Origin of the sequence: Nonomuraea roseoviolacea subsp. carminata (assembly GCF_024172185.1) — a bacterium.
Classification (GTDB): Bacteria; Actinomycetota; Actinomycetes; order Streptosporangiales; family Streptosporangiaceae; genus Nonomuraea; species Nonomuraea roseoviolacea.
Map to the genome: position 1 here is coordinate 5,680,827 of NZ_JAMZEC010000001.1, position 25,910 is coordinate 5,706,736.

The window sequence follows — 25,910 nt, forward strand, 5'->3', positions numbered from 1 at the left end:
GGCCGCCCCCGCACGGCGGTCCCCGATATCGCCGAGCCGCTGGTTAGAGTTCCGGAAGGCTCAGCAGAAGGGGGACCGCCGTGCAGGTGGACGCCGAGGCTCTGGACATCGGAAAAGTACGCCATTCCACGCTGGTCGATTCCTCGGGAAAGCGTTACGTGGATTTCCGGCGTTCCCTCACGCCGCGCTGGAGCGTGGTCTGGGCGACGCTGCTCGGCGGGCATCTCGCGCTCGCCCTGTCCGCGGGGCTGGTCGCCGCCGTGGGAAGCGCCGTCGACGCGGGGTGGGCCGCCTCGGCCGGGCTCGCCGTCGCAGGGGGCGCGCTGATCGGCTTCTGGCTGCACTACCTCATGACGTACCTGCACGAGGGCGCGCACTACAACCTGGCGCCCGACCGCGAGACCAGCGACCGGCTGACGAACACGTTCGTCGGGCTGTTCGTCGGCATGAACGTCAAGGCGTACCGCAAGGTCCACTTCGAGCACCACCGCTACCTCGGCACCACCCGTGACCCCGAGCGCAGCTACTTCGCGCCCCTCAACCTGCGCTTCCTGGTCGAGGGGTTCACCGGGGTCCGGCTCGTGCGGGCGCTGAAGGGCTACCGCGAGGTGGTGCGCGGCAAGGCCCGGCCGCAGGACGGGGAGGCCGGGAGCGGCTCCGTCGACGGCGTGTTCGTCGTCGCCGCGCTCTTCAACGGCGCGATCGTCGTCTGCTCGCTGTGGGCCGGCGCCGTCGTCCTCGCCCTCGCCTGGGCGACGGGGCAACTGCTGTTCCTGCCGCTGCTCAACACCGTCCGGCAGGTGCTGGAGCACCGCAGCGAGTTCGCCGACGACCTCACCGACTACAGCGTCGTCCCGCACGGGCCGGTCAACCGGCTGTTCGGCGACGGGCTGTTCGCGGCCGTGTTCGGCGCGGCGGGCTTCAACCGGCACCTGCTGCACCACTGGGACCCGAGCGTGTCCTTCACCCGGCTGAAGGACGTGGAGCGCTTCCTCATGGACACCGACGTCGCGCCGCTGCTCCAGCGGCGGCAGACCACCTATTTCCGCACGTGGCGGCAGTTGGACAGGATATGAACGCACACACCGACATGGTCCCCGGCCGGGTGCCGGACGCCGCGGACACCGGCACCCGTACGAGGTGCCCCGCGTGCCAGGAGACGGGCGCCGCCCCCTGGGCGTCGGCCCGCGACGTCGAGTACCGCAGCAGCGACGAGGAGTTCGCGTTCTACCGCTGCGCGCGGTGCGGGGTCCTCTTCCTCGACCCCATGCCGGTCGACCGGCTCGCCGAGATCTATCCGCCCAACTACTACGCCTACGCCTCCGACGAGCAGTCGTTCGCCCACCGCGTGAAGGACCGGCTGGACGCGCTGCGCCTGCGGCGCATCCTGTCGGGGCTGACCGGCGGCGAGCTGAAGGTGCTCGACGTCGGCGGGGGCGACGGCTGGCAGCTCGACGTGATCCGCGGCCTCGACGCCCGCGTGTCGTTCACCCAGGTCGTCGACCTGGACCCGGCCGCCCAGGAACGGGCCGTGGCGCGGGGACACCGCTTCTTCTGCGGCCGGGTCGAGGACTTCTCGACCGAGGAGCGCTTCGACCTCATCCTGCTGATCAACCTGATCGAGCACGTGAGCGACCCCGGCGAGGTGCTGCGGACGCTGGGCCGCCACCTCACGCCGCAGGGCGTGATCCTGATCAAGACGCCCAACACCGACAGCATGGACGCCCGCCTGTTCCGGCACCGCGACTGGGGCGGCTACCACTGCCCGCGGCACTGGGTGCTGTTCGACCGGCGCAACTTCACCAGGCTCGCCCACGCGTGCGGTTTCCGGGTGAGCCGCTTCTCCTACACCCAGGGCGCCCCGTTCTGGGGCACCAGCATCCTGGCCGCGCTGGCCCGCCGCGGGTGGGTGACGGTCACGGCCGAGCGCCCGATGACCCGGCACCCGCTCTTCCCGATCCTCGCCGCCGGCTTCGCCGCCTTCGACCTGGCCAGGAAGCAGCTCGGGGGACGGCCCTCCCAGATGTTCGTCGAGCTGGTCCCGGCGCGGGGGAGCGCCCGCCGCTGAAGCCGCTGACAGACGAACGCGGGGACGGCGCCTTCCGGTGCCGTCCCCGCCTTCGTCTGCGCCTCAGGACTGGCCGCTGTCCTCCTGCGCCAGCCACCACGGGTTCGCCCGGGCCCACGCGATGGTCCGCGACAGCCCCTCACGCAGGTCGGTCGTGGCCCGCCAGCCGAGCACCTCGTACGCCTTGCGGGTGTCCGGGATCCTGCGGCGCAGGTCCTGGTAGCGCGCGCCGAGCCGGGCGCCGGTGTCGAGCGGCACGGCCGCCGGCCCGCCCCCGGTGAGCTCGCAGATGAGCTCCACCACCTCGCCGACCGTGGTCTCCTCCGAGCTGCCGATGTTGAAGCACTCGCCGTCGGCCTTGTCGGCGGCGCCCGCCGTCAGCGTGGCGTCGATGGCGTCGTCCACGAACGTGAAGCACCGGGTCTGGCCCCCGTCGTCGTAGACGATCGGCGGCAGGCCGCGCAGCGCCCGGTGGACCGTCCGGCTGACGACGAACGCCGGCCGCTGGCGCGGGCCGTAGACGTTGAAGTAGCGCACGATCGTCGCGCGCAGGCCGCGCTGCCGGACGAAGGCGAACGTCAGGTGCTCGGCCAGCGCCTTGCTGGAGGAGTAGCTCCACCGGTCGACCGACGTGCTGCCGAGCACCCGGTCGTCGTCCTCCGCCCAGGGCACCGCCGGGTTCTTGCCGAAGACCTCGCTCGTGCTGGCCAGCACGACCTTGGCGCCGGCCCGCTCGGCCAGGTCGAGGACGTTGCGGGTGCCCCCGAGGTTGATGTCGACGACGTCCAGCGGCTCGTCGAGGTAGCGGTCGACGCCCACCACCGCGGCGAGGTGGTAGACGACGTCGACGCCGGGCTCGACGACGGCGGACACCTGGGCGCGGTCGCGGATGTCGCCGCTGACGTACCGGGGCGCGTCCGGGCCGGAGACCAGGCCGGGCGGCGGCGCGCCGTGGTCGAAGACCGTGGTCTCGTGGCCCTCGGCGACGAGCCGCTCGACCAGATGACTTCCGACGAATCCGCTGCCGCCCGTGACGACCACTCGTGCCATGGCGTCTACCGTCCGATCCCGCGGTAGGCGAAGCCCAGCTCGCGCAGGCGGGCGATGGTCTCGCGCGGGTAGTAGGCGCGCCCGTCGATCACCGCGCACGACGGGGCCACCTGCCGGCGCAGCCACGTGAGGTCCAGGTCGCGGAACGGCCGGTGCCAGGCCAGCACGGCCAGGCAGTCGGCGTCGCGCACGGCCTCCTCGACGGAGGCGCACGGCCGCAGCCCGAAGGTCTTCTCGGCCTCGTCCTCGTCCACCAGCGGGTCGTGCAGCGTGACCTCGGCGCCGGCCTCGCGCAGCGCCGCGATGACCGGCTGGGTGGGCGTGGCCCGCAGGTCGCCGGTGTCGTTCTTGAACGCCAGGCCCAGCACCGCGACCTTCGCCTGCTCCGGCGCGCGGCCGAGCTTGGCCAGCTCCTCCACGATGAGGCCGAAGGTGTAGCGCGGCATGCCGTCGTTGACCTCCCGCGCCGCGGGGATCGTGCGCAGCGCCAGGCCGCGCTCGCCGGCCGAGCGCCACACCATCCACGGGTCCTTGGTGAGGCACGAGCCGCCGACGCCGACGCTCGGCAGCAGGATGTTGACGCTGCCGCTGCCCTTCTTGATCGAGTTGGCCGCGGCGATCACGTCGAGCACGTCCACGCCGACCGTGGCGCACACCATGGCGAGCTCGTTGGCCATCGCGATGTTGTGGTCGATCCACCAGTTGTCGGCCAGCTTGACCATCTCGGCCGTCTCCAGCGACGCGCAGCGGATGATCTCGACGCCCAGGGCGCGCCGCCAGAACTCGGCGGCGGCGTCGGCGCTCTCGTCGCACCAGCCGCCCACCACGATGGGGAAGCTGCGCAGCTCCCGCAGCGCGTTGCCCTCCGAGAGCCGCTCGGGGCAGAAGGCCAGGCCGAAGTCGGTCCCGCAGGTCAGGCCGGAGCGCTCCAGCAGGGGCAGGACGAGCTCGCGGGTCATCCCGGCGGGGACGGTGCTCTTGAAGATCAGGAGCTGGCCGGGGCGCAGGTGCCTGCTCAGCTCCTCGCAGGCGCCGCGGAGCTGGAGGTCCATCAGCACGCCCTGGTCGCGGATGGGCGTGCCGACCGTGACGATGACCACGTCGGCCGCGGCGAGCGCCGCGTACTCCGTGGTGGCCTGGAAGGCCGCCGTGCCGGCCAGGCGGGAGACCAGCTCGGGCAGCCCCGCCTCGCTGAAGCGGCAGTGTCCGCCGGCCAGCTCCTCGACGAGCGTGGCGTCGGTATCCACCCCGATCACGCCGACGCCGTTGTCGGCGAGGGTCGCGGCTATACACGATCCGACATATCCCAGGCCGACTATTCCGGCCGTGATGTGTTCCTGAGCGGGCAAGAAACGCACACTCACTCCATTCGACGAGTGTTTCACCGAGCCGGTGGCATTTCGGGGCCGATCGTTGTGACAATCGGCTCGTGAATGCGAAATGACGTCGGCCGATTTCCTGTTTCCGTTTCTAACCCGTGCCTGTTCGGGCGGGCCGCGGCGGCGCGCGCCGGGCGCGTTCGCGGGCGATAGCTTGGCCGGTTGGTGGAGAGCCGATGACTTGGTCACGGATTGCGCGCGCCGAGCCCCGCGGCGTCGCTGCGGCGGGGCGGCGCGAGAGGGGCGCCCGAGCCGATCCGCTCCCGGACCACATAGGTCGGGTGGCCCATTCCGCTGCCGTGAATACGGCCGACGTATTCGCCGAGGACGCCGATGGCGATGAGCTGCGCCGCCGAGAACAGCGCGACCATCGAGGCGATCGTGGTGAACCCGGCCACCGTCGTGCCGCCGGTCGCGAAGTGCCACAGGACCGCCCCGCCCAGCAGCAGGCCGAACACGCCGGCGGCGAAGCCGAGGTAGCTGGCCAGGCGCAGCGGCGCCGCGCTGTATCCGAGCACCATGTTCGCCGTGTGCCGCACCAGCAGGGGCAGCGAGTAGTTGGACCGGCCGTGCTCGCGGTGCCTCATCTGGACCGACACGGAGCCGATCCGGGTTGTGGCCCACGACAGGGCCACGTCGATGGACGCGTGCGGGCCCGAGAGCTGGGCGAACCCGTCGCGCAGGTGGGTGCGGAAGGCGCGGAACGCGCTGATCTTGCGGGCGCCGCGGAAGCCCAGCGTGGCGGACATGCACGCCTTGACCGTGCGCGAGGCGAGGCTGCGCAGGTAGCCGTGCTCCTCCACGTGCGGCACGCCGTAGACCAGGTCGAGGCGGTCGCCCTCCAGGGCCGCCAGCAGGTTCGGGATCTGCTCGGGCAGGTGCTGCAGGTCGTCGTCCATCGTGACGACCACCTGCGACCCGGCCTCCCTGATGCCCGCGACCAGGGCGTTGTGCTGGCCGTAGTTGCGGGACAGGTGGATCGCGCGCACGCCCTCCACGTGCCGGGCCAGCTCGGCGGCGGCGGCCCAGGTGTCGTCCGGGCTGCCGTCGACGACGAGGATCACCTCGTAGCGCACGCCCAGCTCGCACAGCACGGAGACGACCCGGGGCACCAGCAGCGGGAGTGTGCGCGCCGACCGGTAGCACGGGATGACCACCGACACTGACTCCGACATGGATCCTCCGATATCGCGGCGAAGGCGCGCGGTGGGCGCGCCTTCGCGGAACGGTCCTCTGTGCCAGGGGGCTCCTGGCGGTCATCGCATCACACGGCCGGTACGGCCGCCATCACGGGACGTGGCCCCTTGCGTTCTTCTTGGTGCGGTATTACCCGGTCCCGGCTCAGTCGGCGTCGAAGACCACGTCGACCCAGTAGTTGCTGTCCTTGTAGAACGAGGTCGGGAAGGTGTTCGACGTGGTGTACCGGTAGACGCCGTTGCCGCTGGCCGCGGTGCTCACCGGAGCGATGAGCGGCGGGTTGTTGAACTGCGTGGTGAAGAAATTCTGGTTGTAAGAGAAATGCCCGGTTTGTGTGTTGTATGAGGCTACGTAATTGGTGTTGGCGTTGATGTGGACCGGCGTGCTGAACAAGACCTGTTGCCACCCGGACGCCGTCTCGTTGGTGAAGGTGGCGGTGGCGAGCTGCTGGCCGCTGTTGGACCAGAGGGTGCCGATGTGCGTGCCCGTGTTCTGCGGGCCCTTGTAGAAGCGGATGCCCCGGATGTTGCCCGGTACCAGTGCCTGGAAGCGCACGCCCAGCACCACCGGCCGGTCGTCGGTGGCCGTCACCACGGCGGGCACCGAGGTGCTGGAGAACAGGCTCGTCGGCGAGAACACCACGTCGACCCAGTAGTTGTTCATCCGGAACGTGTTCGTGGGGAAGGCGCTGGTCGAGGTGTAGAGATAGACGCCGTTGCCGCTGTTCGCGGTGCTCGCGGGAGCCGTCAGCGGGCCGTTCACCCGGGCCGAGGAGAAGTAGTCGAGGTTGAGCGCGTAGCGCCCGTTGGGCGCCAGGTAGGAGGCGACGTAGGTGGTGCCCGGCGTCACCTGCACGGGCGTGGCGAACCTCACCTCCTGCCAGCCGCTGTCGGTCTCGTTGACGAACGTCGCCCGCGCCAGGAGCTGGCCGGTGCTGCTCCACAGGTTGCCGATGTGGGTCCCGGTGTTCTGCGAGCCCTTGTAGAACCGGACGCCCGAGACGGCGCCCTCCTGCGAGACCTGGAACTTCACGCCGAGCTCGACGGAGCGCGCGTCGGAGTAGGAGACGGTCGCGGGCACGGTCGTCGAGGGCCACAGGCTGCACGGGCAGCTCCCGACGACCGTGACGGGCCGCGAGACCGTCGTCGTCTGCAGATTGCCGATGTCGTCGACGGCCCGCACGAGGATCGTGGTGTTCCCGGCCGTCTGCGGCACCCAGGTGTACTGCCAGGGACCGAAACCGGTGGCCGCCTGCCAGGTGCTGCCGTTGTCGGTCGACACCTCGACCCCCGCGACGACGCCGCCCCCGGTGTCGGAGGCCGTGCCGCTGATCGTGACGGTCTTTCCGGTGATCAGCGTCGCGCCGCTCGCCGGCGTGCTCAGCGTGGACGTCGGCGGCGACGTGTCGGTGGACGGGACCGCCGGGACCAGGCCCGGCTGGAGCGTCACCGGCTGGGCGCCGAAGTCCGCGAAGAGGTTGACCGTCGCCTGCTGGATGCGGACGTCGGTCGGGCTGCCGCCCCGGTCGTGCACGGAGTCGAGCCCCCAGGTCCACTGGATGGTGCCCGCGCCGAAGATCATGCCGCCGCCTCCGGACTGCCGGTAGAGGGTCAGGTGGTGCGTGGCGGTGCCGGCGCCGTAGGTGCTGCCGTAGTCGAGCAGGAACTTGTTGGTGTAGCTGAGCGTGGTGCTGGAGAAGCGCGCCAGACCGGGCGGCTGGAAGTTGTTGTCGGGCTGGTTGTCCCACTCGAAGCCGAGCGTGCCCGCGGAGAGCGTCGCGACCTGACCCGGCTGCAGGCTCGCGATCGAGGTGTTGCGCCACAGCCGCATGGGCGCGTACTCCGAGGGCACCTGGATCGCGTCGTTGACGATGCCGTTGATGACGAACAGGGTGCCGGTCAGCTGGTTCTCCGGCAGCCCGCCGTCGGAGGGCGGCGAGAAGCGCGGGTCGCGCCAGGTCCCCGTCCACTGCGGGCTGGGGTCGATCTTGGCGTTGGCGAGCGTCTCCTTGTAGCAGGTCATCGTGCGGAACGGGGTGTCCGACCCGTCGATGCTGTTCTGCCATCGGGTCTTCCAGAACACCTCGTTGGCGGAGAAGAAGGCGATGTTAACGCCGCCGTTGCGGGCCGCGGTGACATTGTCGCGCATGTCCTTGGACCAGTACTCGTCGTGTCCGACGGACAGCAGCGCCTTGTGGTTGAGCAGGCTGGCGGGCCTGGTCGCGGTGTCGATGCTGGAGATGTAGCCCACGTCGTAGGCGTTGGCCTCCAGCCAGCGGACCATGGGGTACTCGGAGTTGAAGAAGTAGTTGGCGTTCCCGTTGGTGATGCCGCGGGTGATGATCGGGCGGTTGTAGCTGACCTTGTAGGCCCTGTTGGCGGGCTGGCCGAAGTACAGGCTGTTGCCGCCGTACTGGTTGTACGCCTGCCAGGTCGTGTCGGACGTCTTGAACAGCAGCTCCGACTGGCGCGCGTCGTCGCGGACGACGAAGAGGATCTGGCTCTCGCCCTCCGTGCCGTCCTCGCGGACCAGTTTGGCCTCGTAGACGCCGGTGACGGCGCTGGCCGGCACCGTCCAGGAGGCCGAGACCGCCCAGGTGCCGCAGTCGACGAGCCCGGTCGTGGCGTCGCTCGCGCAGTCCGGCTGGTTCTGCGGCAGCGCGGCGGACGGCTGGATCGTGGTGATGAGCCGGGCGCCCATGCCGCTGTAGTAGCCGAAGCGGTAGATGTCGAGGCGGTAGTCCGTCGCCGGGGTGTTCACCTTGAAGTCGATGGTCTCCCCGTGGTTGACGCTGATCGTCGTGGGATAGCCCTGGATGGTGGAGCTGCCCGAGCCGACCACGTCCCACTCGCTGGGCGGGTTGCCCGGGAGCTGGTTCTCGATGCAGATGATCGAGGTGGGCGGGCAGTCGGCGCGGGCGCGCCGGGCTCTCTGGCGCGGATCGGCCCCTGCCGGCGCGGCGGTCGCGGGGCGCAGGGCCGGCGTCGAGGTGGCCGCCCCGCGCGCCGGCGCGGCGGCCGGGACGACCCGGGGACGGACGCCTTCGGCGCGTGGGGAGACGGCCGGGGCGGCGGACGTCGTGGAGGGGAACCGCTGCACGCCGGCCTGGGCCGGGGTGAGCGCTCCTGTGCGGCGCATGTCGTCGATCACCGCGCGCCAGCGGGCGCGGGGGTTCGCGACCGGCGCGGGTTCGGCGTCACCGGCCGGGTCCGCGCGCCGGATCATGGCGGCCAGGTAGGCGCCCTCGGACACGCTGAGGTCCTGGACGTCCTTGCCGAAGAACGTCCGGGCCCCGGCTCGCAGCCCTCGGGCGTCGCCGCCGAGGTCGAGGACGTTGAGGTACCTCTCCAGCACCCATTCCGGCGAGCGCGACAGGCCGGCCTTGACGGCCACCGCGAGATCGCCGAGCCGGCGGGGGAACGAGTGGTCCTCGGGGTGCTGGCCGGCCGCCATCCGCTGGCTCATCGCGAAGTCGCCGGTGCTCCGCCCGGTGAGGGCGAACCACAGGCCGCGCGCCAGCCCCTCCATGGTCACGCCCGGCTCCGGGGCGGGGGCCGCGGCCCCGGCGGCGAGGACGGCCCGTACCACGTGGTCCGGTACCTGGTTGAGCTGGACGGTGGAGCCGGGGGTCCGCACGGTGGTGCGCGACTCCACCGACACGGGGGCGGTCAGCGGGTCGAGCGGCCCCGTGTCGCCGGGCAGGGGCGTCAGCGCCCAGGCGGTCCAGAGCAGGGCGGCCAGGACGGCCACACCCCCGAGGACGATCAGCGCCATGCGAGGCGGACGCCGCCTCAAGCTGATCTTCTCCTTGCCGTCCGGCATGCGGAACTCCCAAGAACCCGTTTGCTAGCTAAAACAGGAGCAAAGGCGATGTGTATGCACCTCGAAGCAGAGTAGGGATGAAATCGGGCAGTGATCGCGCGACGCGGACAATGACAGCACTCGATAGGGGATGGGCGTGTCGGGAAACAAACATCGGTTGCGGTAATGCGTCCGTTTTTGCGGTAAAGCTTTCCGGTCAGGCCGGGAAAGCGGTGCCCGAGGTGGCGCCGGTGCCGGGGTCGCGGCAAAACAGTCGCAAGGAGACGGTCCCGTCCGGGGCATTCGCCCGCCGGGTGGACGGAGCGGTTGGCCAGGCTGGAGCGCATGGCCGCCGCCCCGCCCCGCCCGCGCGTCCCGCGACCGCCACAGACCGAGCCCCGCGAGGGCGAGCCGCCGCCGGAGCCGCGCCGGGGCGAGACACCGCCGGAGCCGCGCCCGGCAGAGAGACCACCAGGGGTCCCGAGCCCGCTGACGTGGATGTCACGGTGGTCGCCCGCGGCGGCCGTCCTCGCCTGCGCCGTGGTCGCGTTGCGGCTGCACGGCGTCGGCGCCCGGGACACGGCCGCGTTCGCCCTGTACGTCGCGCTGGCTCTGGCGCTGCCCGGCCTGCTGTGGGCGCGGGCCCTGTACCGCCGCGCGCACGCGCTGCCCGAGCAGGTGGCGCTCGGCCTGACCCTCGGCTACGCGATCGAGGTGCTCACCTACCTGCCGGCCCGCGCCCTCGGGCTGCCCCTGCTGGTCCTGGCGTGGCCGCTGGGCACGTACGCGCTGTTCCTGGCCGTCCCCCGGCTGCGCCGGCACTGGCGGCGCGGACCCGGCGCGCGCCCCGTCCCGCTGTGGTGGTCGTGGGCCCTCGCGCTCGTCACGATCGCGGTCGTCGCCCTGGTCGCCGCCGGGTTCTACGCCCGCCAGCCGCTCACCTGGCCGGCGCTCCTGTCGTCGTCCGTGGACATGCCCTTCCACCTGGCGCTCACCGGCGAGCTGCGCAACCACGTGCCGCCCACGATGCCGTCGGTCGCCGGTGAGCCGCTCGCCTACCACTGGTTCGTCTACGCGCACCTCGCCGCCGCCAGCCGGATCACCGGGATCGAGCCCGCCGTGGTGCTCTTCCGGCTGGCCGTGCTGCCCATGCTGGCGGCGTTCGTCGTGCTGCTCGGGATGGTCGGGCGCCGCCTGACCGGCTCGCGGAGGGTGGCGGCCGGCGCGGTGGCGGCGACGGTGTTCGTGGCCGCGCCGGGCCTGTACACCGGGTCGGTCGCCGGGCTGCTGACCTGGACGCCGCCGTACTCGTGGGCCAGCCCGACCCAGACGTTCGGCGCCCTGCTGTTCGTCCCCGTGATGCTCCTGCTCCTCGACCTGTCCGGGGCGGCGCGGCGCGGCCGGGGCTGGTGGGCCCTCCTGACGGTGCTGCTGGTGGCGCTGGCGGGGGCCAAGGCCACCTACCTGCCGCTCCTCGCCGCCGGCCTGCTGGTGGTCGCCGTCGCCGAGGCGGTCACCCGGTTCCGGGCGCCCCGGCGGGCGGCGGCCGTGCTCGGGCTGACGGCGGCGTGCCTGGCGTTCGCGCACGTGGTGCTGTACGGCGGCGCCCGGCAGGGCCTCGTCCTCGATCCGCTGTCGATGGTCGAGGTGACCTGGCGCAACCTGACCGGCGCGGACGTCGCGGAGCCCGTCGCGTGGCCGGCGGCGCTCGGGGCGACGCTCCTGTGCCTGCTCGCCGCGGCCGTCGCCTGGTGCGGGGTGCTGGGGCTGCTGTGCCGGCCGCGGCTGCTCGTTCGTCCGCCCGTGGTGCTGGCGCTCGGGATGAGCGCGGCCGGGCTGGGCGCCGCGCTCCTGCTCGGCCATCCCTCGCTGTCGCAGGGGTACTTCCTGCAGGCCGTCTTCCCGTACCTGGCGATGGTCGCCTGCCACGGTCTGGCCGTCGCGGCCCGGCGGGCGGGGCTGCGGCCGGCCATGGCGGTGGGCGCCGCCTGCGCCGGGGTGGCCGCCGTCGTGGCGATCCGCGTGCTGCTCGGCGTCCGGGTGCCGCTCGGGCCCGGCGTGGACGCCGCCGTGCTCTACCTGCCGTACGCGGCGCTGCTCGGCCTGGTGGTGACGGCGGCTCTGGCGCTGCGCGCGCTGCGGCAGAGCCGGCCCGCGACCTTCGCGCTGCTGCTCTGCCTGGTCACCGCGGCGGGGACGCCGGCGGCATGGACGGCGCAGCTCGCGCTGGGCGCCGCCAAGGGCCCGCTCCCGGCCACGGCGCACCGCCGGGTGGGCCCGGACGCGCCCCGGGGGGCGGTCGCGGCCGGGCGATGGCTGCGCGCGCACTCGTCGCCCGACGACCTGGTCGCCACCAACGCGCACTGCCGGTGGGGCTTCGAGTCGCCGTGCGACAGCCGCGCCTTCTGGGCCAGTGCGTTGAGCGAGCGGCGGGTGCTGGTCGAGGGATGGGCGTACACGGCGACCTCGCTGGCCGGGGCCCGCCCCGAGGAGGAGGCGGAGCACCGCCCGTTCTGGGACCAGGAGCGGCTGCGCGCCAACGACGCCGTCTTCCTGCGGCCGTCGCCCGAGGCGGCCCGTGTCCTGCGCGAGCGGTACGGCGTGCGGTGGCTGTTCGTGGACGAGACCCGGCTGCCGGCGGGCGTCCGCCTGGACGCCGCGGCCATGCCGCGCTTCCGCTCCGGCGACCACGCCGTCTACGAGCTGACCGCGGACGCCGAGCCGACCGCTCGCTGAACCGCCGCCGGGGCCGCCCCTGGCCCCGGTATGGCCGTGGTCACAAGGGCGCAATGTTTCCCGCCGCCGGAGCGCCGTCGTCGTCGCGGGCCGGGCGATGGCGATGATGACGCTGATGAGAGACATGACCCATGTGTGCGAAGTGATCAAGGTGCTGCACGTCGGCGGGGCGGAGACGTTGCTCGTCGAGCGCCTGCTCGCGGCGCCTCAGAAGAACATCCGTTACACAGTGATGTGCCTGTGGACGACGGACGAGACCGTGCGGCGGCTCGGCGCCGCGGGGATCGACGTCGTGCAGTTCACCTCCGGCCCGCGCCCGTTCCGCCTGCTGTCCATGGCGACGGCGGTCCGGCGGCTGCGGCCCGACGTCGTCCACCTGCACTCACCGCTGCCGGCGGCGCTGCTGCGGGTCACGACCCGGTTGACCCGGCACCGCCCCGCGCTGATCTCGACCGTGCACAACGTCCGCTACCGGCTCCCGACGATGCTGGTCGACCGCGCCACGGGCTGGCTGGACGCCCACACGGTGGCCGTCTCCGCCCAGGTGGCCCGGGCGGTCGTCAGCCGGGGTGCGCGACGCCTGACCACCAGGATCCACGGCGTCAGCGTTACCGAGCAGCGTCGCCGGGCCGAGGAGACCGCGCGGATCCGGCAGGAGTGGAACGTTCCCGCGACGGCCTTCCTGATCGCGCACGTGGCGAACTTCCGCCCGCAGAAACAGCATGACCTGCTCCTCCAGGCGGCGGCCCAGGTCGTCCGGCGCGACTCCCGCGCGGTGTTCGCGCTGGCCGGCCAGGGGCCGCTGGAGCAGCAGATCGCGCGCGGTGTGGCCGAGCTGGGCTCCGACCAGGTCCGGTTCCTCGGCTGCGTACCCGACGCGGCCCGGCTGATCGCCGCCTCCGACCTCCTGGTCCTCAGCTCCGCGTACGAGGGGCTGCCCGTCGTGGTCATGGAGGCGCTGGCCGCCGGCGTCCCGGTGGTGTCCACGAAGGTCGGCGGAGTGCCCGAACTGGTGGAGGACGGCAAGAACGGCTACCTGACCGGCCCTGGGGACCCGGACGCGTTGGCCGGGGCGATCCTGCGGGCGATGCGTCCCGACGTCCACGCGCGGCTGTGCCAGGGCGCGCGCGACAGCGCCGACCTGGTGGACATCGGCCGGACCGCGGAGTGGTTCGAGGGACTCTACGACGAGGTCCGTACCTCATGACGGGGACGAGCGCACTCCGCCCGCGACGCGTCGCCTTCCTCATCGGAGACCTGAACCCCGGCGGCACCCAGAAGCAGCTCATCCTGCTCACGCGGGAGCTGCGTCAGGCGGGCGTCGAGGTGCACGTCCTGTTGTTGACCAGGGGCGGACCGTTCGAGCCCGCGCTCCGCGAGGCGGGGGCGAACGTGCACCTCCTCGGGTTCGGCCGCGGTACCGGGGCCGGGAACCTGCGCGCCCTCGCCCGCCTGGTCAGGCTCCTGAGGATCCTGCGGCCCGAGGTCCTGCACGCCTTCCTCCACCACTGCTGCGTCATCGGGGTTCCGGCGGCCCGGCTCGCCCGGGTGCCGGTCGTGGTGGCCGGCCGGCGCAACGAGGTCCGGCTGGACCTCACGCACCCGTGGAGCCTGCCGCTGGAGAAGGTGACGGCGCGGATGACCCATCACGTGGTCGTCAACGCGAAGGTGCTGGCCCGCGACACGGAGGGGATCGGCGTGCCGCCGGGGAGGATCTCGGTGATCTACAACGGCCTGTCCGCCGACGCGTTCGCACCGGCGGAGCCCGCGCCCGTCGACACCGCCCTGCCCGTGCTGCTCTGCGTGGCCAGGCTCAGCGCGGAGAAGGGGCACCGCTCCCTGCTGGAAGCGCAGGCGCTGCTCGCCCGGCGCGGCAGGCCGTGCACGCTCCTCCTCGCCGGCGATGGCCCCGAGCGCGAGCGACTGGAGAAGCAGGCGGCCATGCTCGGCGTGGACGTGCGCTTCCTCGGGTTCCGCATGGACGGCGCGGGACTGCTCGCCCGCGCGGACGTGGTCGTGCTGCCCTCGACGACCGAGGGGCTCAGCAACGCGGTCATGGAGGCGATGGCGGCCGGCCGGCCGGTGGTGGCCACCGCGGTCGGCGGCAACCCGGAGCTCCTCGAGGGCCGGGGCGTCCTGGTCCCCCCGGCCGACCCGGCGGCCCTCGCCGACGGCGTCGCCCGGCTGCTGGACGATCCCGAGCTGGCTCGGCGGACGGCGGCCGAGGCGCGGCTCTGGGCACGCGAGCACCTCGACCCGCGCGTGCTGCGTGACGAGCACCTGACGCTGTACCACCGGCTGCTGAAGGCGCGCGATGGCCGTTAGGACCCTGGTGCGGGGCGCCTCCTCGGCCGCGGTCGCCTTCCGCACGCTGGCCACCCGCGCGGTCCGGCTCGCCATGGAGACGGTGACCGGCGTGATCATCGCGCGGGTCCTCCAGCCGGAGGGCAGAGGCGTCTACGCGGTGGTCATCACGGTGGCGTCCGCCGCGATCGTCGTGGGCCACATGTCGCTGGAGAAGTCGCAGATCACCTTCTGGTCGGACCGCTCGCGTCAGCGGCCGCTGGCCACGAACGGCCTGATCCTCGGCCTCGGCCTGGGGGCGCTGGCGGCGCTGGGCGCGCTGGCGTGCGTCATGGTGGGCGGTGCGCCCGGGGGATGGGCGCTGTGGGCCCTGGCCCTGTCCGCGATCCCGTTCGGCGCGGCGGCGGTCAACCTGAACGGGATCCTCACGCTGCGGGCGCGGATGGACGCGGTGAACCGCGCTTCGCTCCTGGCGGCGGCGGTCTGGTGCCTGGCGGTCCTGGCGCTCGCGGTCACGGGCCGGCTGACCGTCGGCAGCGTGCTCGCCTGCTGGGCGGTCTCGATCGCGCTGCCCTGTGCGGTCCTCGTGCCCGCCGGGGTGCGGCCGTTCACCCTCCGGCCGGACAGCTCGCTCGCCCGGCGCCAGCTCCGTCTGTCCTCGCGCTACCACCTGGGGTGGGTGGCCTTCAACCTGCTCATCACCGTCGACGTGCCGCTGCTGGGGGCGTTGGACGCACCCGCCGCGGCCGGCGTCTACACCGTCGCGGTCACCATCCTCGGGCTCACGCGGATCCCGTGCGAGACCATCACCCAGGTGGTGCTGCCCCAGCAGGCGGCCTGCGGCGTGGAGGACGCGAAGCACGTCACGGCCCGCGCGCTGAGGCTCATCCTGCTCGTCTCGTTCGCCTGCGTCGCCGGGCTCGCGCTGGTCGCGCCCGTGCTGATCCCTCTGGTCTACGGCGAGTCCTTCGCCGGCAGTGTGGCCCCGCTGCTGGTGCTGGCGCCGGGAACGGCAGCTCTCATGATGGTCCGGCCGCTGGAGCAGCACCTCGTCCGGGTGGCGCACCCGCTGGCGATGACGGTCGTCTCGGCCGGGGCCCTGACGGCGAACGTCCTGCTCAATCTCGTGACCATTCCCCGATGGGGCGCGGTGGGCGCGGCGATGGCGTCCACGCTCACCTACACGGCCCTCGCCGCCGTCCAGGCGCTTCGCTTCAGCCGCGCGACGGGAATGCCACTGAGCGCGTTCGTGCCACGCGTGGCCGACGTGCGGGCGATGGTCGCATGCCTGCCGCTGAAGAAAGTGGCGGTGTCTTGACCAAAACCTCCGCCAAATGCGCCTGTCGCTCATTTGGCGGCTAAAAGGCGCTTGCTAATCTCGGCCGCATGCCGGGAATATGCATTCTGTCCATTGACACCGAGCTGGCGTGGGGAACGGACGACGTCGACCTGCCGAAATACGCGAAAGCCCTGGACGAGGAGCCGAGCACGACGAAACGGCTGCTCGCCCTGCTGGACGAATATCAGGTCCCGGCGACATGGGCCATCGTGGGGCGGTTGCTCGCGCCTTCGGAGAACGGCGAGATCCGCACTCCCGAGAAATGGTATTACGCGCCCTATCTGCTCGACTGGATCACGGGTGCCTGCGTCGACCACGAGATCGGGACGCACACCTTCTCCCACGTGTACACCCAGGACCCCGCCACCACCCGCGAGGTGTGGGTGCGCGAGCTGGAGGCCGCCGCCCGGCTCGGCGAGCGGCTCGGCGTCCCCGTGCGCTCCATCGTCCACCCGCGCAACCAGGTGGCCTATGTCGACACGCTTCCCGAGGCGGGGATCATCGCCTACCGAGGCGTGGAACGGAACTGGTACGGCAACCGGCTGGGCCCGCTGCACCTCCTCGACCGCGCCCTGGGCACCCCCGCCACGACCTACGACCCCAGGACGCTGCGGGTGGGGGAGCGGCTGGTGAACCTGCCCGCCTCGCAGTTCCTCGTCGGGAGCAACGGGCTGCGCCGGCTCATCCCGGCCGCCTCACGGATCAGGCAGGCCCGCCTGGGGCTCGACCGGGCCGCCCGCCGCGGCGAGGTCTACCACCTGTGGTTCCATCCCTTCAACCTCGACGGTGAGCTGATGTTCGGAGCGATGGAGGGGATCCTGGGGGAGATCGCCGCCCGCCGTGACCGGGGCGAGATCCAGGTCATGACCATGGTCCAGGCCGCCGAGCTGATCCTGCGCACGGCACAGGTCTCAGGCCGGGAGACGGCGGTGCGGCCATGAGCCCGATCGTCGTCATGGCCACCCGCGGCCAACCGTCGTACCTGCTGATCAACCATCTGGCCGAGCGCTTCGACATCGCACAGGTGATCTTCGAGGCGCCGCGTCAGGGCAAGATGCTCCGGTACCGCCTGCGCCGGCTGGGTCCGGTCGCCGTCGCCGGGCAGATGGCCTTTCTCGGCTACGACCGCCTGGTGATCAGACCGAGGTCGCGCGCCCGGATCGCGGCCCTGCTCGACGGGCACGACGTCCGCCCCCCGGACGGGCGGCTCGACGTGCTGGACGTCGACTCGGTGAACACCGACCAGGTCGCGGACCTGCTCGACGACCTGCGGCCGGGTGCCGTCGTGGTGTCGGGCACGGGCATCATCGCCCGGCGGATCCTGGAGCGGGCGCCGGCCTTCGTCAACATCCACGTGGGGATCACGCCCCGCTACCGGGGCGTCCACGGTGGATTCTGGGCGGTGTACGAGGGGCGGCCCGACCTCGTGGGCACGACGATCCACCTGCTCGATCCCGGCGTGGACACCGGCGAGATCATCGAGCAGCGGCGCGTCGACGTGGACCCGTTCACCGACACCTACCGGACACTTCCCGTCAAACAGTATCTCGGCGCTCTCGAGGCGATGGCCGACGCGGTGCGGGCGGTGCTGGACGGCCGCGCCCGGCCCTACCGGCGCACCGACCTGGAAAGCAGGCAATGGTATTCCCCGACCCCGCTGGAATACCGGTACTTCCAGCGGGAGATGCGCCGGCTACGGCGCGCGGGCAGGCAGCCGGCGGCCCGGTGAGCCGGACGCGACCGGCCGGTCGGCCGGCTCATGGCCCCATCAGGGAAAAGCAAGGACTCTGCCCAGCGCCGAGCGGCTGACCTCGATGTGATCGTCGCCGTGGCCACACTCCCCTCATGGCCACAACTCGTCAAGAACACGCGCCCGGAGCGCCGGGAGACCGGCGACTCGTCCCGCCCGGAGACCGTGGCGGACCACCGGCCCCGAGAAGCCGGACAAGGCGGCTCTCCGCCTGGGCGCCCGCGGTGCTCACGACCGCGTTCACCGTGCTGGTGCTCCACCACTACGGCGTCTCCTTCAGGGACATCGGCGTCTACGGCGCGTACGTCGTGGCTTGTGTGGCCGTCCCCGGTGTGCTGCTCCTGCGCGCCCTCTACGACGACAGCCGCACCCTGGCCGAGGAGGTCGCGCTCGGCACGGCGCTGGGCCTCGCCGTGGAGGTCGGCGCCTACGTCGCGGCCCGGGCGGCGGGCGTGCCGCTGCTCGTCCTGGCATGGCCGGCGGCCACCTATGTCCTCTTCCTCGCGGTGCCCGCGCTCCGTCGGCACTGGAGGAGCCGGGGCGCCCGCCCGGCGGCGCCGGCATGGTGGCCGTGGGCGCCGGCGCTCGTCATCTGCTACCTGGTGGCCAGGACCGCCCAGAGCCTCTACGCCGTCAGCCCCCTCACGTGGCCCGACCTCGTGCGGCACTCGGACGACGCGGCATTCCACCTCGGCCTGATCGGCGAGCTGAAGCACCACATGCCGCCGACGAGCCCGATCGTCGCCGGCGAGCCGCTGTTCTACCACTGGTTCGTGTACGCGGACTGGGCGGCGGCGAGCTGGATCACCGGGGTGGAGCCGCTGGTGCTGCTCCTCCGGCTGGGCATGCTGCCCGTGCTGGCGGCCTTCGTCGTCCTGGTCGCGTCGCTGGCGCGCCGGGTGACGGGCTCGTGGAAGGGCGCCGCGGTGGCCGTCGGGGCCTCGCTCCTCATCGGCCCTCCTCGCCTCTATCTGGGTTCTCTCGGCTCGTTCACCTGGGGCGGTGTCCACGACGCCGCGTGGGGGAGTCCCACGTTCGGCTTCGCGGCCCTGCTGTTCCTGCCCGTGGTCCTCCTCGTGACCGATCTCCTCCAGCGGCGCCGGTACGACGCGCGCGCCTGGCTCCTGCTCGGCGTCTTCCTCCTCGCGGTCATGGGTGCCAAGGCGACCTTCCTGCCGATGCTCCTCGTCGGGCTGGCGGCGGTGGCGGCGGTCGAGGTGGCGCGGCGACGGCGGCCGTCCTGGCCCGTGGTCACGGCGCTGCTGATGACGGCGGCATGCCTGGGCTTCGCGCAGATCGTGCTGTTCGGGGCGCGGCGCCAGGGGTTGCTGGTCGCGCCGTTCTCCTCCATGCGCACCATGTGGCAGGACCTGACCGGTGCGCCGGTGGACGCCGTGCCCTCGGCCGCGTCGTGGGCCGGCGTCGCGGCGGTGTACCTGCTGGCCTGGGCCGTCACATGGAGCCCGGTCCTCGGGCTGTTCCGTCGGCCCGCGCTGTTCCTGCGTCCCGACGTGGTCCTCATGCTGGCCATCGGCGCGGCCGGCCTGGGGGCGATGATCGTCTTCGACCATCCCGGGAGGAGCCAGGTCTACTTCCTGTGGGGGTCGTACCCGTTCCCGGCGATCATCGCGGTCTTCGGGGCGCTGGTGGCCCTGCGGCGCGCACGAGTGTCGCGCGCGATGGCGCTGGGCGCGATCGGAGCCGGACTGGCCTGCGCGTACGGGATCCCGTTCCTGTGCCGCGTCCGGGCGCCCCTGGAACCGGGCCGGCCCGGCACCGACCTGTACCTGCCGTACCTCGCGCTGCTGGTCGTCGCCGCGCTCGGCGCGCTCGCGGTCGTCGTCACACGGGCGGGGCGGCGTGGCTGGGCCCTCATGATCGTGGCGCTGGCCGCCGTCGGGCTGCCGGCCGCGCACCACGCGCGCGTCGTCTCGTTCCTGTCCGGCCACGGCGCGTCGCCGGCCGCCGCGGCGGAACCGGCGCCGACCGCCCCGCCCGGCGCTCTGACCGCCGCCCGCTGGCTGCGCGACCACTCGGCCCCTGACGACGTGGTGGCCACGAACGTGCACTGCCGCTGGGGGTTCGAGCATCCCTGCGACTCCCGCCAGTTCTGGCTGTCGGGGCTGACCGAACGGCACATGCTGGTGGAAGGCTGGGCGTTCACGGTGCGCAACGCCGACAGTTGGCAGCCCGGCCGCCTGGAAGAGCACCAGCCGTTCTGGGACCGGGACCGGTTCGCCGCCAACCAGGCGGTCTTCCGTGCGCCGTCCGAGGGCGCGATGCGGCGGCTACGCGACGCCTACGGCGTGCGCTGGCTCCTGGTGGACGAACGGCTTCCCGGCGTGAGCTCCGGCCTCGGTGACGTCGCGCGGCTGCGCTTCCGCAGCGGGGACTTCGCCGTCTACGAACCGGGGACGTCCGGGGGCTGAGCGCTCGCGGCGCGGGCGCCCGCCGGTCCAGGACGGGCGCCCGCGGGAAGAAGGCCGGGGCGTCCGTGTCTGGGCCGTGGGCGCGTCGGCTCCTCGCGGCCGGTCCGCGTCCAGGCGACCGCGGCCAGCAGGCTGGTGACCATGACGATGGGCATGCGCTGGCGGAAGATCAGCCCGACGTTGGCCATGGTCGTCGCGTACGCGACCGTGCTCGGCACGATGAAGAGCAGGAAGACGAGCAGCGTCCTGCGGTCCTCGCGCCACATCCGGCATCCGCCCCGCACGGCCGCGCCGAGCATGACGTACCAGATGAGCACGTCGATCTTCCCCAGCTGCATGCTGAGACTGCCGGCGGCCCACGGGAAGGGCGACAGGACCGTGTAGACGATCTTGGTTCCGAGGTCGTCCCACCGGTTGCCGCCGTCGTCGAAGACCACGCCCGAGCCGCTCTCGGCGTTGGCGCGGATGACGGCCTCCGACTGACCCCGGTCGAGTTGCCGCTCGGCCACCTCCAGCGGCGTGTCGTCGTACACGCCGCCCGCGAACAGGATGCCGACGACCAGCAGCCCGCTGAAGGCGACCAGCTTGTTCACGGAGAACCTCGACCGCGACGCGATCACACCGCAGACGAGCGGGACCACGGAGACGAAGACCATGTACGGGCGGACATGCCACAGGCACCACAGCAGCGGCACCGCCTGCAGCAGCACCGCCACGCGGAACCGGCGCGCGACGGACACCGCGATGCCGACGCAGGCGACCACGAGGAACGCGTTGAACCCGTCCTTGAAGGTGTCGGAGGTGTGCAGCACGAACGCCGGCATGAACGCGGTCACCACCAGCAGCCGGAACGCCGCCCGCTCGTCGGCGCCGACGAGCCTGGCGATCCGGTAGACCACGACGCACAGCGCGCATGCCAGCAGTGCCACGACGGCCGTGCAGGCCAGCGGCGCGGGGCCGCCGCACAGGTACATGACCAGGGCGAAGACGTTGCACGGCACGGCGGCGGAGCCGAGGTACGGCCGGTCGTCGGCCGTCACGAACGCGAAACCGTCCAGCTTCCACAGCTCGACGATCTGCGCCGCGCGCGCCTCGTAGGCCAGGTTGTCGCCCCCGTAGTCAAGGACACCGCTGCGCATCACCGCCACGTGGACGACGAGCCGAGCCGCGAACGCGACGAGGACGACGGGCAGCACGCGCCGGGCCGTCGGGGCGTCCACCTGCGTATTGACCAGCACGATGACCGCCACGGCCGCGGCGGCGATGATGACGTATTCCATGGAGAGCGACTTTCCGTCCACCTGGGCGCCGCGCTTCGGTGCCCAGCCGCCGATCCGAACCGCCGGCGGGCGGGCCGGCGACGACGACGCTAGCGCCGGCGGCCTCGCTGTATCTCTCCGCTGAGGGGGCAATGGCAGGCTGATTACCCGGCTTTGCAGACTTCTTTCGGTAAGGCCGATTTCCTGCCGCTCCTCTTGTCCGGGTAATCGCCGAAAATCCTCGGAACGGTAAGCCTCCCCACCCGCACGATCATGCTCGGGTAGGGAGCGAGAAAACATTTCGCCACTGACCGCGACGCCATAAACCGAACTGACCGATACCGCAGCTAGCTTCGCGGGGTGAACCAGGCACGTGACCTAGGAGCCGCATGAAGCCGGACAATCGGATTCGCGTCATGGAGATCATCGCCCGGATGAACGTGGGCGGCCCGGCCACACTGGTGTGCGGAGTCTCCGAACGGCTGGACCCGGAGCACTTCGTCCACCGCCTGTACACCGGGCATGTCGACGGGGGCGAGGGCGACCATCTCGCGTTGAGATCCCCGGGCATGCGGGTGCACCGCATCAGGGGTCTCGGGCGTTCCATCAAGCCTGCCGACGACGTCCGCGCCCTGTTCGCGCTCGTCTCCGCCATGCGGGACTTCCGGCCGCACGTCGTGCACACCCAGACGGCCAAGGCCGGCGCGCTGGGCCGGGTGGCCGCCAAGCTCGCCGGAGTCGGCGCCGCCACAGTCCACGGTTTCCACGGGCATCTGCTGCACGGCTACTTCTCCGGTCAGAAACGAGCGCTCTACGTTCTTTCGGAGCGGATGCTCGCGTCCATCTCCGATCGTCTGGTCACTGTCGGAGCGCGCGTGCGGGACGACCTCCTCCAGGCCGGCGTCGGCCGCCCGGAGCAGTACACCGTCATCCTGCCGGGCGTCCGTCCGCGGCCTGTGCCCGACCGTGACGCCGCCCGCCAGGAGCTCGGCCTCCCGTCACGGGCTCCCGTGGTCGCGTTCGTCGGCCGGCTCACCCGGATCAAACGGCCCGACCGGTTCGCCGAGGCGGCACGAGAGGTGCTGCGCCGGACACCCGGCTGTCACTTCGTCGTCTGCGGCGGCGGTGAGCTGCTGGAGCAGTTCGAGGCGAGCATCGCGCCGATCCGTGACGCCTTCCATCTGCTGGGCTGGCGCGAGGACGTCGAGACCGTCTACGCCGCCGCGGACGTGGTCATGCTCACCTCCGACAACGAGGGGACGCCGCTCACGCTCATCGAGGCGCAGATGGCCGGCACCCCCGTCGTCTCCACGCGGGTCGGCAGCGTCGCCGAGGTCGTCCGCGACGGGGAGACCGGGTTCCTCGCCCCCACGGATCCCGAGGCGCTGGCCGCGCACACCGTGCGCCTGCTGTCCGACCCCGTGCTGGCCTGCCGGATGGGCGAGGCCGCCCGCCGCTGGACGAGCGCCACGTTCGACGTGGACCGCCTGGTGGCCGACACCGAGGCCCTCTACCGATCGCTGGGCGAGTCCCGCCGGGACCGCTGTGTCACCACAGGAAGGGGGAACACATGAAAGTCCTGGTGACCGGCGGCGCCGGCTTCATCGGCGCCAACCTGTGCCGGGCGCTCGCCGCCCGGCCGGAGATCGAGACCGTCACGGTACTGGACGATCTGAGCAGCGGTGACCTCGCCAACCTCGACGGCGTCGAGGCGCGGTTCGTGCCCGGCAGCATCCTGGACACGGACCTGGTGGCCGCCCTGGTCCGGGAGGTCACGACGGTCGTCCACCTGGCGGCACGCCCGTCCGTGCCCCGTTCGCTGGCCGACCCCCTCGCCACGCATGAGGTCAACGCGACGGGGACGCTCCGGGTGCTGGAGGCGTGCCGGGCCACGCGGCCGCACGTGATCCTCGCCTCGTCGTCCTCCGTGTACGGCGACTCCCCGGAGCCGTCCAAGCACGAGGACCTGCCGACCAGGCCGCTCAGCCCGTACGGGGTGAGCAAGCTGGCGACCGAGGCGTACGCGCTGGCCTACGCCTCCAGCTTCGGCCTGCCGGTGCTGCCGTTCCGCTTCTTCAACGTCTACGGCCCGCTGCAGGCCGCCGACCACGCCTACGCGGCAGTCGTCCCGACGTTCGTCTCGAAGGCCCTGAACGGCGAGCCGGTGCCGATCCACGGCGACGGGCGCCAGGCCCGTGACTTCACCTACGTCGGGTCGGTGACCGAGGTGCTGTGCGAGGCGGTCGCGCGCCGGCTGACCAGCACCCGACCGGTCAACCTGGCCTTCGGCACGCGCGTCCCGCTGCTGACGCTGAAGGATCTGCTCGCCTCGGTCCTGGACCGGCCCGTCGAGGCGGTGTTCCTGCCGCCGCGAACGGGCGACATCTTCACCTCGCAGGCTTCCCCGCACCTGCTCGGTGAGCTCATCCCCGGGGTGCGCCCCGTGGCGCTCAAGGACGGGCTACGCATGACGGTCGCCTGGTTCCAGAGCGAGCTCACCCGGAACCCCGGCGTTCCCGCGTGAACCGCCACCCTCTCCAGCCAGTGAACTCGTCTCTAGGGGAACCCATGACCAACGCAAGCTCCCGCACGTACCTGATAACGGGTGGCAGCGGATTCGTCGGATCGCACCTGACCGACGCGCTGCTCGCCCGCGGCGACCAGGTCCTGGTCCTCGACAACCTGTCGACCGGCCGGGCGGCCAACCTGCGTCCGCACCCGAACCTGCGGTTCGTGCAGGGCTCCATCCTCGACGAACTGGTCGTGGACGAACTGGTACGCCGATGCGACGTGGTGGTCCATCTGGCCGCGGCGGTCGGCGTCAGGCTGATCGTCGAGGAGCCGCTGCGGTCGCTGACGACCAACATCCGCGGATCGGAGATCGTCATCCAGGCCGCGCACCGGTACCGGAAGAAGATCCTCGTGGCGAGCACCAGCGAGATCTACGGCAAGAACTCCTCCGGGCCGCTGCGCGAGGACGCGGATCGCATCCTCGGCAACACCGGGATCGTGCGCTGGGCCTACAGCACCGCGAAGGCCGTGGACGAGATCGTCGCCAACGCCTACCACCACGAGCGTGGCCTGGAGACCATCGTCGTGCGGCTGTTCAACACCGTGGGCCCACGGCAGAGCCCGGCCTACGGCATGGTCATCCCGCGCTTCGTCCAGCAGGCACTCGCCGGCCTGCCGCTCACCGTCCACGGTGACGGCACCCAGACCCGGTGCTTCGCGCACGTGGCCGACGTCGTGGACGCGCTGCTTCGGCTGCTCGGCTCGCCGGAAGCGGTCGGGCAGACCTTCAACATCGGATCGGCGCAGGAGGTCAGCATCCTGGAGCTGGCCAAGCTCGTCATCGAGCACACCGGTTCCACGTCCGGGGTCGACCTCGTGCCGTACGACGAGGCCTACCGCAAGGGCTTCGAGGACATGACCCGCCGGGTGCCCGACACCACCAAGATCCGCGAACTGACCGGGTGGGTCCCGCGTCGCACGCTCGACGAGATCCTCACCGAGGTCGTCAAGCAAGCCCGCGAGGAGCTCGCGGCGGCGTTGCAGTGAACGGGTCGCTGACGCCGGTCGCGTGTGCGGCCGCCTTCCTGGTGAGCGCGGCCACGGCCGTGCCGTTGAAGCGCCTCGCGCTGCGCTGGGGGCTGACCGACCGTCCGGGCGGGCACAAGGCGCACGTCCGGCCCACCCCGTACCTGGGCGGCATGCCCATCGCGCTGGCCACGGTGACGGTCACCGTGGCCGCCGGCGGGCTCGCCGACCTGCGGATCACCGCGATCCTGCTGGCGGCCGCCGCGGTGGCCGTGCTCGGCTTCATCGACGACATCGCCGCGTTGCCGGCCCTGACCCGGCTGGTCGTGGAGACGGTGGCGGCCGTCGGGGTGGTCCTCGCCGGGGTGCAGCTCACCGTGACCGGGGGATGGGCCGACGCGCCCCTGACCGTGGTGTGGCTCGTCGTGATGACGAACTCCTGCAACCTGCTCGACAACATGGACGGCGCGCTGGGCGCGGTGAGCGCGGTGAGCGCCGCGTTCCTTGCCGTGGTGGCATTCCTCCAGGGGCAGACGCACGTCGGCGTGTTCCTCCTGGCGCTGGCCGGCGCCGCACTGGGATTTCTGACGCAGAACTGGCCGCCCGCGAAGATGTTCATGGGCGACACCGGATCTCTGTTCATCGGCTTCGGCCTGACCTGCTCGGCGATCGTCCTGGCCGGTGGCCGCGGCCCCGACACGGCCGCCGCGGGACTGCTCCTGCCGGCCTTCGTCGCGGTCGTGGACACCGGAGTGGTGGTCCTGTCACGGCTCCGGGCGGGACGCTCGCCCATGGCGGGCGGCACCGACCATGTCTCGCACCGGCTCCGCCTGCTCGGTCTCAACACCCGCGGGGTCGCCATGACACTGGCGCTGGCCGCCGGGCTCGCCGGCGCGCTGTGGACTGCCGCGACCGTCGGCATGGTGCCGGCTCTCGCCGCGGCACTCCTGGCGGCCGGCACGGCGGCCCTGGCCATCGCCCTGTTCCAGAGGGTGCCGGTGTACGTGCCACGCCGTTCCCTTGAGAACCCTCCACGAATCCGCGAAAGGCGGCGATGATCC

18 protein-coding genes are annotated in these 25,910 nt (G+C 72.1%); 13 read left to right on the forward strand and 5 right to left on the reverse strand.

Annotation, left to right across the window (positions count from 1 at the left end; translation table 11 throughout):
* The first annotated feature begins 80 nt into the window (after positions 1–80).
* Together HD595_RS26360 and HD595_RS26365 are read left to right on the forward strand one after the other, a co-directional pair.
* On the forward strand, positions 81–1,076 hold the full coding sequence (locus HD595_RS26360) for a fatty acid desaturase family protein (RefSeq protein WP_253773480.1): 996 nt from the start codon (positions 81–83) through the stop codon (positions 1,074–1,076).
* Positions 1,073–2,068 (forward strand): methyltransferase domain-containing protein, encoded by a 996-nt coding sequence (locus tag HD595_RS26365; protein WP_253773482.1) that lies wholly within the window; start codon positions 1,073–1,075, stop codon positions 2,066–2,068. The genes HD595_RS26360 and HD595_RS26365 overlap by 4 nt, the downstream gene beginning before the upstream one ends.
* 63 nt (positions 2,069–2,131) lie before the next feature.
* On the opposite strand, the gene HD595_RS26370 is transcribed toward HD595_RS26365, so the two are convergent.
* The 4 genes from HD595_RS26370 to HD595_RS26385 all read right to left on the reverse strand — a co-directional run bounded on the left by HD595_RS26370 (position 2,132) and on the right by HD595_RS26385 (position 9,516).
* Positions 2,132–3,118 carry an NAD-dependent epimerase/dehydratase family protein gene (locus tag HD595_RS26370; RefSeq protein WP_253773484.1) on the reverse strand — a complete coding sequence of 329 codons (987 nt, stop codon included), beginning with the start codon at positions 3,116–3,118 and terminating at the stop codon, positions 2,132–2,134.
* A gap of 5 nt (positions 3,119–3,123) precedes the next feature.
* Complete coding sequence (locus HD595_RS26375; protein ID WP_308211372.1) at positions 3,124–4,503, reverse strand: nucleotide sugar dehydrogenase; 1,380 nt, start codon at positions 4,501–4,503, stop codon at positions 3,124–3,126.
* Between the two features lie 179 nt (positions 4,504–4,682).
* Complete coding sequence (locus tag HD595_RS26380; RefSeq protein WP_253773488.1) at positions 4,683–5,672, reverse strand: glycosyltransferase family 2 protein; 990 nt, start codon at positions 5,670–5,672, stop codon at positions 4,683–4,685.
* 166 nt (positions 5,673–5,838) lie between these two features.
* A complete protein-coding gene (locus HD595_RS26385; protein WP_253773490.1) occupies positions 5,839–9,516 on the reverse strand; it encodes a DUF4082 domain-containing protein in 3,678 nt (1,225 codons plus the stop codon).
* Between the two features lie 477 nt (positions 9,517–9,993).
* Here HD595_RS26385 and HD595_RS26390 point away from each other — a divergent pair, with 477 nt between their 5' ends.
* The 7 genes from HD595_RS26390 to HD595_RS26420 all read left to right on the forward strand — a co-directional run bounded on the left by HD595_RS26390 (position 9,994) and on the right by HD595_RS26420 (position 20,053).
* Positions 9,994–12,231, forward strand: a complete 2,238-nt coding sequence (locus HD595_RS26390) for a hypothetical protein (RefSeq protein ID WP_253773492.1) — start codon at positions 9,994–9,996, stop codon at positions 12,229–12,231.
* A gap of 115 nt (positions 12,232–12,346) precedes the next feature.
* Positions 12,347–13,438: a glycosyltransferase gene (locus tag HD595_RS26395; protein WP_253773494.1), complete on the forward strand. Its 1,092-nt coding sequence runs from the start codon at positions 12,347–12,349 to the stop codon at positions 13,436–13,438.
* Positions 13,435–14,556 (forward strand): glycosyltransferase, encoded by a 1,122-nt coding sequence (locus HD595_RS26400; protein ID WP_253773496.1) that lies wholly within the window; start codon positions 13,435–13,437, stop codon positions 14,554–14,556. The genes HD595_RS26395 and HD595_RS26400 overlap by 4 nt, the downstream gene beginning before the upstream one ends.
* Positions 14,546–15,853 (forward strand): lipopolysaccharide biosynthesis protein, encoded by a 1,308-nt coding sequence (locus tag HD595_RS26405; protein WP_253773498.1) that lies wholly within the window; start codon positions 14,546–14,548, stop codon positions 15,851–15,853. The genes HD595_RS26400 and HD595_RS26405 overlap by 11 nt, the downstream gene beginning before the upstream one ends.
* 68 nt (positions 15,854–15,921) lie before the next feature.
* Positions 15,922–16,815, forward strand: a complete 894-nt coding sequence (locus tag HD595_RS26410; protein ID WP_253773500.1) for a polysaccharide deacetylase family protein — start codon at positions 15,922–15,924, stop codon at positions 16,813–16,815.
* Positions 16,812–17,603, forward strand: coding sequence for a formyl transferase (locus HD595_RS26415; RefSeq protein WP_253773502.1), 792 nt, complete (start codon positions 16,812–16,814; stop codon positions 17,601–17,603). The genes HD595_RS26410 and HD595_RS26415 overlap by 4 nt, the downstream gene beginning before the upstream one ends.
* A 245-nt stretch (positions 17,604–17,848) precedes the next feature.
* Positions 17,849–20,053, forward strand: coding sequence for a hypothetical protein (locus tag HD595_RS26420; RefSeq protein ID WP_253773505.1), 2,205 nt, complete (start codon positions 17,849–17,851; stop codon positions 20,051–20,053).
* Here HD595_RS26420 and HD595_RS26425 read toward each other — a convergent pair.
* Positions 20,026–21,333 (reverse strand): hypothetical protein, encoded by a 1,308-nt coding sequence (locus HD595_RS26425; RefSeq protein ID WP_253773507.1) that lies wholly within the window; start codon positions 21,331–21,333, stop codon positions 20,026–20,028. The genes HD595_RS26420 and HD595_RS26425 overlap by 28 nt on opposite strands.
* A gap of 368 nt (positions 21,334–21,701) precedes the next feature.
* Between HD595_RS26425 and HD595_RS26430 the strand changes: the two genes are divergently transcribed.
* Genes HD595_RS26430 through HD595_RS26445 form a run of 4 tightly spaced genes read left to right on the forward strand, consistent with a single transcriptional unit; the run spans position 21,702 to position 25,907 of the window.
* Positions 21,702–22,886 carry a glycosyltransferase gene (locus HD595_RS26430; protein WP_253773509.1) on the forward strand — a complete coding sequence of 395 codons (1,185 nt, stop codon included), beginning with the start codon at positions 21,702–21,704 and terminating at the stop codon, positions 22,884–22,886.
* Positions 22,883–23,836, forward strand: a complete 954-nt coding sequence (locus HD595_RS26435) for an NAD-dependent epimerase/dehydratase family protein (RefSeq protein ID WP_253773511.1) — start codon at positions 22,883–22,885, stop codon at positions 23,834–23,836. Before HD595_RS26430 ends, HD595_RS26435 begins: the two co-directional genes overlap by 4 nt.
* 44 nt (positions 23,837–23,880) lie before the next feature.
* Positions 23,881–24,870 carry an NAD-dependent epimerase/dehydratase family protein gene (locus HD595_RS26440; RefSeq protein ID WP_253773513.1) on the forward strand — a complete coding sequence of 330 codons (990 nt, stop codon included), beginning with the start codon at positions 23,881–23,883 and terminating at the stop codon, positions 24,868–24,870.
* Entirely contained in the window at positions 24,867–25,907 is a 1,041-nt protein-coding gene (locus tag HD595_RS26445; protein ID WP_253773515.1) for a glycosyltransferase family 4 protein, read from the forward strand. The genes HD595_RS26440 and HD595_RS26445 overlap by 4 nt, the downstream gene beginning before the upstream one ends.
* The last annotated feature ends 3 nt before the right edge of the window (positions 25,908–25,910 follow it).